Consider the following 13,544-nt stretch of genomic DNA (forward strand, 5'->3'; position numbering starts at 1 on the left):
CCGCGACCAGGTCAGCGGGCGACGATGAGCCCTGCGGTCTTCTCCTGCACGGACTGGAAGCGGCGCTGCACATCGGACCAGTTGACGAGTTCCCAGAACGCCTTGACGTAGTCGGCACGCACGTTGAGGTAGTCGAGGTAGTACGCGTGCTCCCAGACGTCGAGCTGCAGCAGCGGGGTGACGCCGAGCGGCGCGTTGCCCTGCTGGTCGAACAGCTGGAAGATGACGGGTCGCGCACCGACGCTGTCCCAGGCGAGAACCGCCCAGCCCGAGCCCTGCACGCCGAGCGCGGTCGCGGTGAAGTGCGCGCGGAACGCGTCGATCGACCCGAAGGCATCGGTCAGCGCGGCCTCCAGCTCGCCCTCGGGGTTGCCGCCGCCGTCGGGCGACAGGTTCTCCCAGAACACGGAGTGGTTGATGTGTCCGCCGAGGTTGAACGCGAGGTCCTTCTCGAGCTTGTTCACGGCGGCGAAGTCTTCCGACTCGCGCGCGCCGGCCAGCTGCTCGAGGGCCGTGCTGGCACCGGTCACATAGGCCTGATGATGCTTGGAGTGGTGCAACTCCATGATCTTGCCCGAGATGTGCGGGGCGAGGGCCGAGTAGTCGTAGGGCAGCTCGGGGAGGGTGTAGGGAGTGGTCATGCGTGTTCCTTTCGTTCTGACTTCAGTTCTGGGTGCGTTCAGTTCTGGTCGCTCGGCAGCGTGTGGAATCGGCGGTCGAGGTAGACGAGCGGTCGACCCGGCCGCCCGAGCAGCACCTCGTCGATCTCGGCGACCACGACGGTCGATGAGCCGACCGCGACCGTCGACATCGTGTGACCGCGCATCGCGGCGCGCGCCTCGGCGAGGTACGGCTCACCGGTCGGAAGGGTGCTCCACCCCTGTTCGGGGGTGAAGCGGTCGGCCCCGCTCACCGCGAAGCTCTGCGCCAGAGCCGAATGCTCGTCGTCGATGAGGTGCACGACGAACGACTCCGCGTTGAGGATCGAGCCCGCGCTGCCGGTGGCCCTGGTCACCGAGAACACGATCGCGGCGGGGTCGACCGCGACGGATGCGACGCTCGACGCCGTGAGTCCGACCGGGCCCGCAGGGGTCATCGCGGTGATGATCGCGACTCCTGCCGGATGCGCACGGAAGGCGGCCTTGAGTCCCTCACCGACCGGGGAGGGGACCGGGGCCGCGGGATGCTGGTCAGTGCTCATTCGGGTTCCTGCTCATTCTGGTTCGCCCTGGGGCGGAAGGACTGTGATGATCGGATGATCCCGCTCGATGACACCGAGCTTCGCGGCGCCGCCCGGGGATCCCAGCTCGTCGAAGAACTCGACGTTGGCCTTGTAGTAGTCCTGCCACTCGTCGGGCAGGTCATCCTCGTAGTAGATCGCCTCGACCGGGCAGACCGGCTCGCACGCGCCGCAGTCGACGCATTCGTCCGGGTGGATGTACAGCGAGCGCTCGCCCTCATAGATGCAGTCCACCGGACATTCGTCGATGCATGCACGATCCTTGACATCGACGCAGGGCAGCGCGATCACGTAGGTCATCGGTCACTTCCTGTCGCGGTCACATGTGCAACCGTAAGACCTCAAGTACGCTTGAGGTCAAATCGAGGAGGTCGAGATGACCGCAGAGACAGACTCCGATCGTGCCATCCACGGCCCTGACGAGCCGCTGACGATCGGCGAGATGAGCCGGCGCACCGGCGTCGCCCCCTCCGCCCTGCACTTCTATGAGGGCCTCGGGCTCATCGCGTCGACGCGCACGGCCGGCAATCAGCGCCGCTACGCGCGCCACATGCTGCGCCGGGTGTCACTCATCACGGTCGCGAAACGCCTCGGCATCCCTCTCTCCGACGTGCAGGACGCGTTCGCCGACGTCCCCCTCACGCAGACGCCCAGTCACGAGGACTGGCAGCGCGCATCGCGCAGGTGGAAGCGCGAGCTCGAGAAGCGCCGTGAGGGCATCGAAAGACTCGAACGCGAGCTGACCGGATGCATCGGCTGCGGCTGCCTGTCGATGAAGGCGTGCGGGCTGCTCAATCCCGACGACGCGCTCGGCAGCCAGGGCGCAGGGCCCCGGCGCCTGAGCGACGAGGACGCCTGAGCGCCCCCGTCACCACTCAGGCCACCGAGAACGCGGCGCTCAGCAGCACGTCGTCGCGGGAGCTCGGTCCGACCAGGAGGGCGAACTCTCCGGGCTCGACGAGGCGCGTTCCCGCGGCATCGACGATCGAGCAGTCGGCCACGGGCACCTCGACCCGCACGGCGCGACTCTCCCCCGGCGCCAGATCCACCTGTCGGTAGGTCTTGAGCTCCTTGTCGGTCCAGCTCACGCTCGTCACGACATCGCGCACGTACACCTGCACGGTCTCGCGCACCGGACGCGCGCCGGTGTTCGTCACCGTCACGTCTGCCACGACGGTGTCGCCGAGCGCGAGAGCATCCGCCGCGAGCACGAGCTGCGAATAGTCGACCGTCGAGTACGACAGCCCCTCGCCGAACGCCCAGGCCGGGGACTGGGCGAGATCGGCGTAGCGGTCGCCGTGCTGCCCGCGGATCTGGTTGTAATAGGTCGGCTGCTGTCCGACATGACGCGCGAACGAGATCGGCAGGCGCCCAGACGGCTCGACCGCGCCCGTGATGACCTCGGCGAGCGCGCGACCGCCCTGCATGCCCGGATTCGCGGCCCAGATCACGGCGGCAGCGCGCGAGACGGATGCCGGGAGCACGAGCGGCTTCGATGCGAGCAGCACGACGACGACCGGCGTTCCGGTGGCGATCAGCGCATCGAGCATCGCGTTCTGTCCGCCGATCAGCTCGAGGGTCGCGGTGGAGCGTCCCTCGCCGACGAGCTCGATGCGGTCGCCCACGACCGCGACCACGATGTCGGATGCCTCGGCGGCCGCCACCGCCTCCGCGATCAGCGCCTCGTTCGCCTCGGCCGGCACGACCACAGGCGGTCGGGGCTGCCCGTCGGGGAAGGTCGCGCCGAGCGGATCCTCCTCGAGGGTGAGGATGTCGGCGCCACGGGCGTGGCTGACGGCCCATCCGTCGACTCCCGCGAGTCCGTCGAGCACGGTCGTGATCATCTCGCGCGGCTGACCGTCGAGCCAGCCGGCCTGGCCCGATCCACCGGCCCAGTCGCCGAGCTGCGTCTGCGCGTCGTCGGCGAGCGGCCCCACCACCGCCACTTTCAGCGCCGCTGCGGCGTCGAGCGGCAGCGTTCCGTCGTTCTCGAGGAGCACCAGCGAGCGGCGGGCCGTCTCCAGGTTGAGCGCGGCGTGCGCGGCGCTGCCGACGACCGCATCCAGACCGTCCTGCGGCAGACGGGGGTCTTCGAAGAGGCCGAGCTCGAACTTCAGGGTCAGGATGCGGGCGACGGCGTCGTCGAACGCGTCTTCCGCCAGCATCCCGTTCGCCACCGCGTCGAGGGCTCCCTGGAAGAAACCGGGCGTGTTCATGATCATGTCGTTGCCGGCGCGCACCGCCGCGGCGGACGCGTGCACGTAGTCGGGCTGCACCTGCTGCTCCCACACCATGCGTCCGACGTTGTCCCAGTCGGTGATGAGCGTGCCGGTGTAGCCCCATTCGCCGCGCAGCACGTCGCTGAGCAGCCAGTCGTTGACCGTGATCGGCACGCCGTCGGTGGTCTGGTAGCCGAGCATGAACGTACGGCACCCCTCGCGGGCGACCCGCTCGAACGGAGGCAGGAACCACGACCGCAGCTTGCGTCGCGAGATGTCGGCCTCACTGGCGTCGCGCCCGCCCTGGGTCTCGGAGTACCCGGCGAAGTGCTTGGCCGTGGCGAGGATCGCGGTCGGGTCGTCCAGCCCCCGCCCCTGATAGCCGCGCACCATGGCCGAGGCGAGCTCCCCGATCAGGAAGGGGTCTTCGCCGAAGGTCTCGTCGATGCGCCCCCAGCGCAGGTCTCGCGCGATGCACAGCACCGGAGAGAACGTCCAATGCACGCCGGTCGCCGCGACCTCGACCGCGGTGGCCCTGGCGACCTGCTCGACGAGGTCGGCATCCCACGTCGCCGCCATGCCGAGCTGCGTGGGATAGATCGTCGCCCCGGGCCAGAACGAGTGGCCGTGGATGCAGTCCTCCCCGACCAGCAGCGGGATGCGCAGCCGTGTCTGCGACGTCAGGTCGTTCGCCCGGACGATGCGCTCGGGCGAGGTGTGCAGGATCGAGCCGACGTGGCGACCGAGGACGTGGTCGTCGAGGTCGTCGCGCGCGTCGAGCTGCAGCATCTGCCCGACCTTCTCCTCGACCGTCATGCGGTCGAGGAGGTCGGCGACGCGGGCGGCGATCGGCAGTTCGGGATCGAGGTAGGGCAGGGATTCGGTCAGTGTCTGGGAGGTCATCACTTCTGAGTATTCGGGTTCTGGATCTGGGTCGTCTGAGAGGTCGCCGGGTCGGCGCCCGCGACGGGCACCTCGCGCACCGCCGTCACCGGGGCGTTCACGTCGAGCCCCTTCTTCTTCATGGCGCGGGCGCGCTCACCCGCCGACCGCAGCCTCGGGTTCACGTACTCGTCGATGCCGAAGTTGATCAGCGACAGTGCGACGCCGATGATCGCGATGCAGAGACCTGCCGGCACGTACCACCACCACAGGCGCGGGAACGCGCCGTTCTGCTGCGCCCAGAACAGGATCGTGCCCCAGTTGAGATTGCTCACCGGGATCACGCCGATGAAGGCGAGGGTGGTGAGACCGAGGATCGCCGCGGTGACCGTGCCGACGAAGCTCGACGCGATCAGTGCCATCAGGTTCGGCAGCATCTCGACGGTGATGATGCGGTGCAGCGGCTCGCCGTTGGCGCGGGCCGCCTGGATGAAGTCGCGGTTGCGCAGCGACATCGTCTGCGCCCGCAGCACGCGCGCACCCCAGGCCCATCCGGTGAGGCCCAGCACCGCGGCGATCACGATGAGCGGCGGGTTCTCGAACTGCGAGGCGACGATGATGATCAGCGGGATGCCGGGGATCACCAGGAACACGTTCGTGAGCGCCGAGAGGGACTCGCTCTTCCATCCGCGCACGTACCCGGCGATGACGCCGATCGTGATCGCGATGACGGTCGCGATGATCGCCGAGAGGAATCCGACGACCACCACGCCGCGCGTGCCGAAGATGAGCTGGCTGAGCACGTCCTCACCCATGTGCGTGGTGCCGAGCCAGTGGTCGAAGGAGGGCGCCTGGCGCAGCGCTGTGCGGTCCTTCTGCGTGGGGCCGTAGGGGGCGAGCAGCGGGGCGAAGATCGCGACCAGCACGAAGACCCCGAGGATGATGAGCCCGGCGATCGACTTCGGATTGCGGAACATCGCGAACGCCTGCACCAGCTGCGTCCAGAAGGTCTTGCGCGGCGGCGCCGTGTCGCCGGGCGTGCGGAACGTCGCCGTCTCCGGCATCCCCGTCGGGATCATGCGTCCGTCTGGGGCGGTGTTCTCGGTCGAGGTGGGAACGCTCATGTCAGGCCTCCGTCTGGCGCGTGCGCGGGTCGAGGTATGCGTAGACGATGTCGGCGAGGATGTTGGCGACCAGCACCGACAGCGTGATCACCAGGAACACCCCCTGCATCAGGGCGAAGTCCTTCGCATTGGTGGCGTCGAGCAGGAGCTTGCCGACACCGGGGTAGCTGAACACCATCTCCATCACGATCGTGCCGCCGACGATGAAGCCGATCGAGAGCGCGAAGCTCTGCACCTGAGGAAGCACCGCGTTGCGGGCGGCGTACGCCCAGAGCACGCGACGGTTGGGCATGCCCTTGGCCTGGGCGACGGTGATGTAGTCCTCATCGAGCACCGTGAGCATCATGTTGCGCATGCCCAGCATCCAGCCGCCGAGCGACGCGATGATGATCGTCACCGCGGGCAGGGTGCCGTGCGCGATCACCTGGCCGATGAAGTCGAGGCTCCACTCCGGCGACTGCCCCTTGCCGTACGCGTGCGACGAGGGGAACCACTTGAGGGTCGACGAGAAGATCGCGATCGCGATCAGCCCCAGCCAGAAGTACGGGATCGTGTTGAAGAACGTCGTGATCGGGATGAGCGCGTCGAGCCTGCTGCCGCGCTTCCAGCCGACGATCGCCCCGCCGACGGTGCCGAGCGCGAACGAGATGATCGTCGCGAGTCCGACCAGGCCGAGCGTCCAGGGAAGGGCCGAGCTGAGCACCTCTGCGACGGGTCGCAGCCCGTGCAGGGTCGAGATGCCGAGGTCGCCGCGGAACAGCATCGCCCAGTAGTCGACGTACTGCTGCCACATCGACTTGTCGGTGTCGATGCCGAGCAGGATGCGCAGCGAGTCGGCCGCCTCCGGACTGATGTTGCGGTTGCGGGCGAGGTAGGAGCTGACCGCATCGCCCTTCATGAACCGGGGCAGGAAGAAGTTGATCGTGATGGCGGCCCAGAGCGTGAACAGGTAGAAGCCCGCCCGCCCGGCGAAGAACCGCCAGGGCACGAGTACGCGTCCTTTCTCGGCGGTGGTCGCGGTCGTGCCGACCTCGAGGGCGTCGCGGTCCTGCTGCTCGAACTGCCCGAGCTCGGGCGATGCGGTGGTCACTGTGCACCTCCGTGCGGTCCGGCGGTCGCGAAGTGCGTGTCGGGATCGGGCGACGCCGCCCGCAGCTCTCGCGTGTAGGGGTCCTGAGGGTTGAGGATGACGTCGTCGGCGTCGCCGTACTCGACGACCCGACCCTGGTTGAGCACCATGATCTTGTCGCTGAAGTGCCGCGCGGTGGCGAGGTCATGAGTGATGTAGAGCACGCCGAGGCCCTCCTCGCGCTGCAGATCGGCGAGCAGGTTCAGCACCCCGAGGCGGATCGACACGTCGAGCATCGACACCGGCTCGTCGGCGACGAGCAGCGACGGGCGGGAGGCGAGCGCGCGGGCGATCGCCACGCGCTGCCTCTGTCCGCCGGACAGCTCGTGCGGACGGCGGTCGATCACGGCATCCGCGTCGAGCCTGACCCGCTCCAGGAGTCTGCGCACCTCCGCCTCGGTCTGATCCTTGGGCACGACATCGTCGAGGCGGATCGGACGCTCCAGGTGGTACCGGATCGAATGGTACGGGTTGAGCGAGGCGAACGGGTCCTGGAACACCATGCGCAGCTGCTGCCGGTAACGGCGCAGGCCCTTGCCACGCCGCGGGATCGGCGCGCCGTCGAGGCGGACCTCACCGCTGGTCGGCGTCTCGAGCTGCGTGAGGATCTTCGCGATCGTCGACTTGCCGCTGCCGGACTGGCCGACGAGGCCGATCGTCTGCCCCGAGGTCAGGGTGAAGCTGACGTCGTCGAGCGCCTTCAGGCGACCGGCGCCGCGGACGTTGTACGTCTTGGTGACATGGGTGAACTCGAGGGTCGTCATCGTGTCAGCACTCCTCGCGCGCCGGTGAGACGGGGGAACGACGACAGCAGCGTCTTCGTGTAGTCATTCTGCGGATCGGTCCAGATCTTCTCGGCCGAGGCCAACTCGACGATCTCGCCCTCGCGCATGATGGCGATGCGATCGCTGATCTCGAGCAGCAGCGGAAGGTCGTGCGTGATGAAGATGACCGAGAAGCCGAACTCGTGACGCAGCTGCGAGATCTGGCTGAGGATCTCACGCTGGACCAGCACGTCGAGTGCGGTGGTCGGCTCATCCATGACCATGAGCTGCGGGCGGAGGGCCAGCGCCATCGCGATCATCACGCGCTGGCGCATGCCGCCGGAGAGCTCATGCGGGAAGGAGCGGATGCGCTGGCGCCCCACCTTGACGATCTCGAGCAGCTCCTCGGCCTCCGCTCGACGCTGTCTGCGGGTCATGTCCGGTCGATGGATCTCGAACACGTCCTCCAATTGCGAGCCGATCGTCGCGACCGGGTTGAGCGCGTTCATCGCGCCCTGGAAGACCATCGACACCTTGTCCCAGCGGAAGCGCTGCATGGCATCCACGTCGAGGTCGTTGATGTCGACGTCGACGCCGGAGGCGTCGTGGAAGATGACGCTGCCGCCGGAGATGACGGCCGGTGCGCGGAGCAGGCGCTGCACCCCGTAGGCGAGGGTGGTCTTGCCGCATCCGCTCTCACCGGCGAGACCGAGGATCTCGCCCCGCCGCAGTTCGAGGGTCACGTTCTTCACCGCCTCGACGGGCGGATCGACGTCGTACACGACCGAGAGGCCGCGCACGCTGAGGAGTGGTTCTGACATGGGGTCTTCCTTCGTCTGGGTCCTTCGTCTCGTCGCTCCGCTCCTCGCTCAGGAACCGGTACCGACGACCGGTCCCGCCAGGGACCGGAGCCGCAGTCCCGGTCCCTGAGCGAGCGGAGCGAGACGAAGGGCCACTGGCCAGACGTCCCACTCCCGAACCGGAGCCGCAGTCCCGGTCCCGCGCAGGAACCGGAGCCTAAGCACCGGTCCCTGAGCGAGCGGAGCGAGACGAAGGGCCACTGGCCAGACGTCCCAGTCCCGAACCGGAGCGGCAGTCCCGGTCCCTGAGCGAGCGGAGCGAGACGAAGGGCTACTCGGCCGGCTTCAGCTTGGTGAGGATCATCACGACGTTCTGCTGCGTCGGGTCGCCCGAGGCGTACGGGTCGTCCTCCGACGGCCACCCCACGTAGTTGCGCGTGTTGTACTCACCCAGAAGCGGGTGGGCACCGAGCGGGATCGCCGGGACCTGGTCGACGAAGATCTGCTCCAGCGTCGTGATCGACGACGTGCGTACGTCGTCGGACGAGGCGTTCGCGTAGGCGTTCAGCGCCTCGGTCGCGACCGGGTCGTCGAAGCGTCCGAAGTTGAATCCGGCGATGCCCTCGGGCGAGATCCATCGCGGGTCCATGGTCGACGTGTAGAGGCCGTAGGCCGTGCCGCTGTCCTCCAGCCAGTGGATGATGGCCGAGAAGGTGCCTTCGTCGCGGGGTCCGGCCCAGCCGCCCCAGTCGGGCATGTCGATCTTGACCTCGGCGCCGATCGCCTCGGTCACATCCTCGGCGATGAGCTCCTGCGCGGTGTTCCAGTCGCTCCACCCCGAGGGGACCGAGAGCGTGAACGAGACGGGCGTGCCGTCGGGGTCGATCAGTGCGTCGTCCTTCCAGGTGTATCCGGCGTCTTCGAGCAGACCGCGGGCCTTCTCGGCGTCGACGGAGTAGTCCTCACCCTGGAACTCCGGCTGGATCTCGTCTTCGAGGATCGACGAGAGCCCGGTCACGGACCACACCGGCTCGCTGGCGCCCTCGCGGGCGATGTCGACGTACGCGTCGCGGTCGATGACCCAGGCGAGCGCCTGGCGGAACACGACGTCGTCGAACGGCTTCTGCTGGAGGTTCATGAACAGGGTCGCCGACCCGGTCGTCGGCGCGACGAAGAACTTGTTGTGCTCGGGGTCGGCGTCGAGGAACTGCTCCTTGATCTGCGGGATGAACGCCTGCGCCCAGTCGGCCTCGCCCTGCGCGAGCGCCGTGGTCAGCGCGGTGTTGTCGCCGTACGAGACGTAGTGCAGCTCGGGGACCGCCAGGTCTCCGCCCCAGTAGTCGTCGCGGGCTTCGAGGGTGACCGACTCGGTCGACCAGTTCGACATCGCGTAGGGACCGGTGCCGACGAGGTCGTCACCCTTCACCGGATCGGTCGCCGGCTCGTCGAACTTCTCCCAGATGTGCTTCGGGACGATCGGCACGTGCAGTACGCGGGCCTGGTTCACGAACTTCGACTCCCCGAAGGTGAGGGTCACGGCGTCGCCCTCGACGGTCGCGCCCTCGAACTTGAGGCCCGCGGTGTCGAGTGCGGGCGTGGAGACGAGCTCGTACGTGAACACGATGTCATCGGCGGTGAAGGGCTCGCCGTCGCTCCAGGTGACGTCCTTGCGCGGCACGACCGTGACAGCGGTGAAGTCGTCGTTCCACTCGATGCTCTCGGCCAGCCACGGGGTGACCTCGCGGTCGCCGGTCTGGTTCACGAGGCCGAGCGTCTCGAAGATCACCTTGCCGTAGCCGTATTTCGAGGCGGAGGAGTCGCCGACGTACGGGTTGTTGGACTCGGTGGTGATCGCCCCGTCGGGCTTCGCGATGGTCAGCGCGGCCGAGCCGTCGCCACCGCTGTCGTTCGTTCCTCCGGCAGCGCAGCCGGCGAGGGCCGAGACTCCCAGGGCGGAGATCGCCGCGGCAGCGATCAGGGACTTTCTGAGCTTCATTGCTTCTCCTTGGGCACGGGTCATTGTGCTGTGTGACCGTCGGCTGCACAGACATCCGACGAATTAGCTTACTGACGAGAAAGTAAACTGGTGCGAGGTTACTCGTTGGTAAGTAGAGTTGGCAAGTACGATCCAGATCAGGCACCGGTGCAGGAGAGGAGTGACCATGGCGAAGGACTCTGCCGCACCCGCGAACGTGCGTCCGGCGACGCGCGAGAAGCGCGAACTCATCCTGAAGGCCGCCGTCGAGATCTTCGGCAACAAGGGGTCGACCAACGGCACCCTCGCCGACGTCGCCGAGCAGGTGGGGATCACCCACGCGGGCGTGCTGCACCACTTCGGCTCGAAGCAGAACCTGCTGCTCGAGGTGCTCGCCTACCGAGATCAGGCCGACGTCGCCGAGCTCGCCGAGAAGCGCATCCCGAGAGGCCCCGAGCTCTTCCTGCACCTCGTTCGCACCGCTATCTCCAATGAGCTTCGCCCCGGGATCGTGCAGGCGTACACCGTGCTCTCGTCGGAGTCGGTCACCGACAACCACCCCGGCCGCGAGTACTTCGAGGAGCGCTACACGACGCTCCGCCGCGAGGTGACCGAGGCGTTCCACCTGCTCTGCACGCAGGAGGGCGTCGACGAGCCCGACACGATCGCGACCGGCGCGGCGAGCATCCTCGCGGTGATGGACGGCCTGCAGCTGCAGTGGCTGCTGCACCGCGACGTCGTCGACCTGGGCGGGGCGAGCGAGTTCGCGATCAGGGCGATCGTCAACGGCGTCCTTCACCCCGGACCCACGCTGGAGTCGTACGTGCGCGAGTAGGCTCGGGGCCATGACGATCGACCTCGAAGCGCTCTACACCGACCTGCACCAGCATCCCGAGCTCTCGTTCCAGGAGACGCGCACCGCCGGCATCGCCGCCGGCCACCTGCGTGATCTCGGGCTCGACGTGCATGAGGGCATCGGGGTCACCGGGGTGGTCGGCATCCTGCGCAACGGCGACGGCCCCGTGGTCTGGGTGCGCGCCGACATGGACGCGCTGCCCGTCGGTGAGGAGACCGGCCTCGCCTATGCCAGCACCGCGACCGGCATCGACCCCGCCGGGAACACCGTTCCCGTGATGCACGCGTGCGGGCACGACATGCACGTCACCGCCATGATCGGCGCCGTCGAGAAGCTCGTCGCCGAACGCGGCGAGTGGGCGGGCACCCTCGTCGTGCTGATCCAGCCTGCAGAGGAGTACGGAGCGGGCTCGCGCGCGATGCTCGACGGCGGACTCCTCGACATCGCCCCCACTCCCGACATCGTGCTCGGTCAGCACGTCACCCCGCTGCCCGCGGGCACGATCGGCGTGCGCCCCGGTACGCAGATGGCGGCGTCCGACGGCCTCACCGTGACGCTGCACGGCCGGGGCGGACACGGATCCCGACCGCACTCCACGATCGATCCGATCGTGATGGCCGCGGCGACCGTCATGCGGCTGCAGACCGTCGCCTCTCGCGAGGTCGACCCGCGCGACGTCGCGGTCGTGACGGTCGGCTCGATCCACGCCGGACTCAAGAACAACATCATCCCCGCCGAGGCCAAGCTCGAACTCAGCCTGCGCTACCCGAACGACGAGATGCGCGACAAGGTGCTCGCGAGCGTCGAGCGCATCGTGCGGGCCGAGGCCGCGGCATCCGGAGCCGAGCGCGAGCCCGAGATCCGCACCGACCACACGCTGCCGCCCACGATCAACGACGCGGAGGCCACCGCTCGCGTGACCACCGCGCTGCAGCGCGCGCTCGGCGAGGCGGCCGTCGTCGACCCCGGCATGTTCACGGGCAGCGAGGACGTCTCGTGGTTCGCCCGCGACACGGGCGCACCACTGGTGTTCTGGTTCTGGGGAGGCGTCGACCCCGTGAAGTTCGCGGCATCGGCGGCCGCGGGAACGCTCGACAAGGACATCCCCACCAACCACTCGCCGTTCTTCGCGCCGGAGATCCACCCGACGATCGAGGTCGGCGTGACCGCGCTGTCATCGGCCGCGCGGGAGTTCCTCGGCTGAGGCTTCTCAATTCGCCGTTCGCAATTCAGCAAGAACGGCCAGGAACGAGCCGATTTCATCCGCCGAGTACGCGGAACGCTCGCTCTCTGCTGAATTGTGAACGCCGAGTCGCGCTGAGTCTTGAGAGCGCTGAGTCTTGAGAGCGCTGAGACTCAGCCGCCGATGGCGTTCATGCCGCGGGCCGGCTGCAGGAACGACGGATCGTTGATCGCGTGCCCCGGCAGCTTGCCGTGCACGCACGAGCGCAGCATGGCTCCGATCGCCGCGGCGCGCTGGGCGGGATCGGATGCCGCCGGTCCGCGGAGCGAGTCGATCAGGTCGTACTCGGCGTTGGAGAACAGGCAGTTGCGCAGCTGCCCGTCGGCGGTGAGCCTAAGTCGGTCGCAGGCGCCGCAGAACGGAGCGGTGACCGAGGCGATGACGCCGACCTCGTGCGGTCCGCCGTCGATGCGCCACTTCTCGGCGGGCGCGCCACCGCGGCCGGGAACGGGTTCGAGGCTCCACCGTGCGCTGAGCTTCTCGAGGATCTCCTCGCGCGTGACCATCGACGCGCGGTCCCACGTATGCCCGGCGTCGAGCGGCATCTGCTCGATGAAACGCAGCTGCGCGCCGACCTCCATCGCGAACGCGACCAGGTCTGGCAGCTCGTCGTCGTTCACACCGCGCATCGCGACCGTGTTGAGCTTGAGGGGGCGGAGGTCGGATGCCGCCGCTGCCGCGATGCCTTCGAACACGTCGTCGATGCGATCCCGGCGGGTGAGGTCGGCGAAGCGCTGCCGGTCGACCGTGTCGATGCTGATGTTGAGTCGAGTGAGGCCCGCATCGATCAGATCGGGGAGCTTCTTCGCGAGCGTGATGCCGTTCGTCGTCATCGCGACCTCGACGGGGCCTTCGGGGCCCTCGATCGCCGAGACACGTCGCACCACGTCGATGATGTCGGCGCGCAGCAGCGGCTCGCCGCCCGTGAGGCGGAACGTGCGGATGCCGAGCGATGCGGCGACCTGCGCCACCTCGACGATCTCGTCGGTCGACAGGATGCTGGTGCGCGCGAGCCACTCGTTGCCCTGTTCGGGCATGCAGTAGGTGCAGCGCAGCGAGCAGCGGTCGGTCAGCGAGATGCGCAGATCGCGGTGCACGCGCCCGTGGGTGTCGACGAGTCCCTGCGACGCGGGCGCGACGTCGTCGAGGACCGCGGCGCTCGGCGCCCGCATCCCGATGACGACCGGCACAGCCGTCATCGCCGTCTCCCTCTCCCCGACATGTTCCGAGACTACCCGCGCCGCCGACACCGCGGCCCGTGCGGGCACGACGACCGGCATATTGCCAGGTCGGGGGTCTCGGAAGGGCCGCT

At 68.3% G+C, this 13,544-nt stretch carries 13 protein-coding genes; 3 read left to right on the forward strand and 10 right to left on the reverse strand.

The window, feature by feature from the left end:
• Positions 1 to 11: 11 nt before the first annotated feature.
• Genes ASD43_RS03370 through fdxA form a run of 3 tightly spaced genes read right to left on the reverse strand, consistent with a single transcriptional unit; the run spans position 12 to position 1,540 of the window.
• Complete coding sequence (locus ASD43_RS03370; RefSeq protein ID WP_056413565.1) at positions 12 to 641, reverse strand: superoxide dismutase; 630 nt, start codon at positions 639 to 641, stop codon at positions 12 to 14.
• A 38-nt stretch (positions 642 to 679) separates the two neighbouring features.
• Positions 680 to 1,201 carry a flavin reductase family protein gene (locus tag ASD43_RS03375; RefSeq protein ID WP_056413568.1) on the reverse strand — a complete coding sequence of 174 codons (522 nt, stop codon included), beginning with the start codon at positions 1,199 to 1,201 and terminating at the stop codon, positions 680 to 682.
• Between the two features lie 12 nt (positions 1,202 to 1,213).
• Complete coding sequence (gene fdxA / locus ASD43_RS03380; protein ID WP_056413574.1) at positions 1,214 to 1,540, reverse strand: ferredoxin; 327 nt, start codon at positions 1,538 to 1,540, stop codon at positions 1,214 to 1,216.
• Between the two features lie 76 nt (positions 1,541 to 1,616).
• Here fdxA and soxR point away from each other — a divergent pair, with 76 nt between their 5' ends.
• The gene (soxR, locus tag ASD43_RS03385; protein WP_056413577.1) at positions 1,617 to 2,099 is read left to right on the forward strand and encodes a redox-sensitive transcriptional activator SoxR; all 483 of its coding nucleotides are present in this window, start codon (positions 1,617 to 1,619) and stop codon (positions 2,097 to 2,099) included.
• A 16-nt stretch (positions 2,100 to 2,115) separates the two neighbouring features.
• Here soxR and ASD43_RS03390 read toward each other — a convergent pair whose 3' ends face one another.
• From ASD43_RS03390 to ASD43_RS03415, 6 genes are all read right to left on the reverse strand, one after another.
• On the reverse strand, positions 2,116 to 4,362 hold the full coding sequence (locus ASD43_RS03390) for a glycoside hydrolase family 3 N-terminal domain-containing protein (protein WP_056413580.1): 2,247 nt from the start codon (positions 4,360 to 4,362) through the stop codon (positions 2,116 to 2,118).
• On the reverse strand, positions 4,362 to 5,465 hold the full coding sequence (locus ASD43_RS03395; protein WP_056413588.1) for an ABC transporter permease: 1,104 nt from the start codon (positions 5,463 to 5,465) through the stop codon (positions 4,362 to 4,364). Before ASD43_RS03395 ends, ASD43_RS03390 begins: the two co-directional genes overlap by 1 nt.
• A gap of 1 nt (position 5,466) precedes the next feature.
• On the reverse strand, positions 5,467 to 6,555 hold the full coding sequence (locus ASD43_RS03400; RefSeq protein ID WP_056413591.1) for an ABC transporter permease: 1,089 nt from the start codon (positions 6,553 to 6,555) through the stop codon (positions 5,467 to 5,469).
• Positions 6,552 to 7,358, reverse strand: a complete 807-nt coding sequence (locus ASD43_RS03405) for an ABC transporter ATP-binding protein (RefSeq protein WP_056413593.1) — start codon at positions 7,356 to 7,358, stop codon at positions 6,552 to 6,554. Before ASD43_RS03405 ends, ASD43_RS03400 begins: the two co-directional genes overlap by 4 nt.
• The gene (locus tag ASD43_RS03410; protein ID WP_056413595.1) at positions 7,355 to 8,179 is read right to left on the reverse strand and encodes an ABC transporter ATP-binding protein; all 825 of its coding nucleotides are present in this window, start codon (positions 8,177 to 8,179) and stop codon (positions 7,355 to 7,357) included. The genes ASD43_RS03405 and ASD43_RS03410 overlap by 4 nt, the downstream gene beginning before the upstream one ends.
• A gap of 310 nt (positions 8,180 to 8,489) precedes the next feature.
• Positions 8,490 to 10,154: an ABC transporter substrate-binding protein gene (locus ASD43_RS03415; RefSeq protein ID WP_056413600.1), complete on the reverse strand. Its 1,665-nt coding sequence runs from the start codon at positions 10,152 to 10,154 to the stop codon at positions 8,490 to 8,492.
• Between the two features lie 166 nt (positions 10,155 to 10,320).
• Between ASD43_RS03415 and ASD43_RS03420 the strand changes: the two genes are divergently transcribed.
• Together ASD43_RS03420 and ASD43_RS03425 are read left to right on the forward strand one after the other, a co-directional pair.
• Positions 10,321 to 10,968, forward strand: a complete 648-nt coding sequence (locus tag ASD43_RS03420; protein ID WP_056413603.1) for a TetR/AcrR family transcriptional regulator — start codon at positions 10,321 to 10,323, stop codon at positions 10,966 to 10,968.
• Between the two features lie 10 nt (positions 10,969 to 10,978).
• Positions 10,979 to 12,193 (forward strand): amidohydrolase, encoded by a 1,215-nt coding sequence (locus ASD43_RS03425; RefSeq protein ID WP_056413606.1) that lies wholly within the window; start codon positions 10,979 to 10,981, stop codon positions 12,191 to 12,193.
• 152 nt (positions 12,194 to 12,345) lie between these two features.
• Here ASD43_RS03425 and moaA read toward each other — a convergent pair whose 3' ends face one another.
• Positions 12,346 to 13,431: a GTP 3',8-cyclase MoaA gene (gene moaA / locus ASD43_RS03430; RefSeq protein ID WP_056413608.1), complete on the reverse strand. Its 1,086-nt coding sequence runs from the start codon at positions 13,429 to 13,431 to the stop codon at positions 12,346 to 12,348.
• Between the last annotated feature and the right edge of the window lie 113 nt (positions 13,432 to 13,544).

Source organism: Microbacterium sp. Root553 (assembly GCF_001426995.1).
GTDB lineage: Bacteria > Actinomycetota > Actinomycetes > Actinomycetales > Microbacteriaceae > Microbacterium.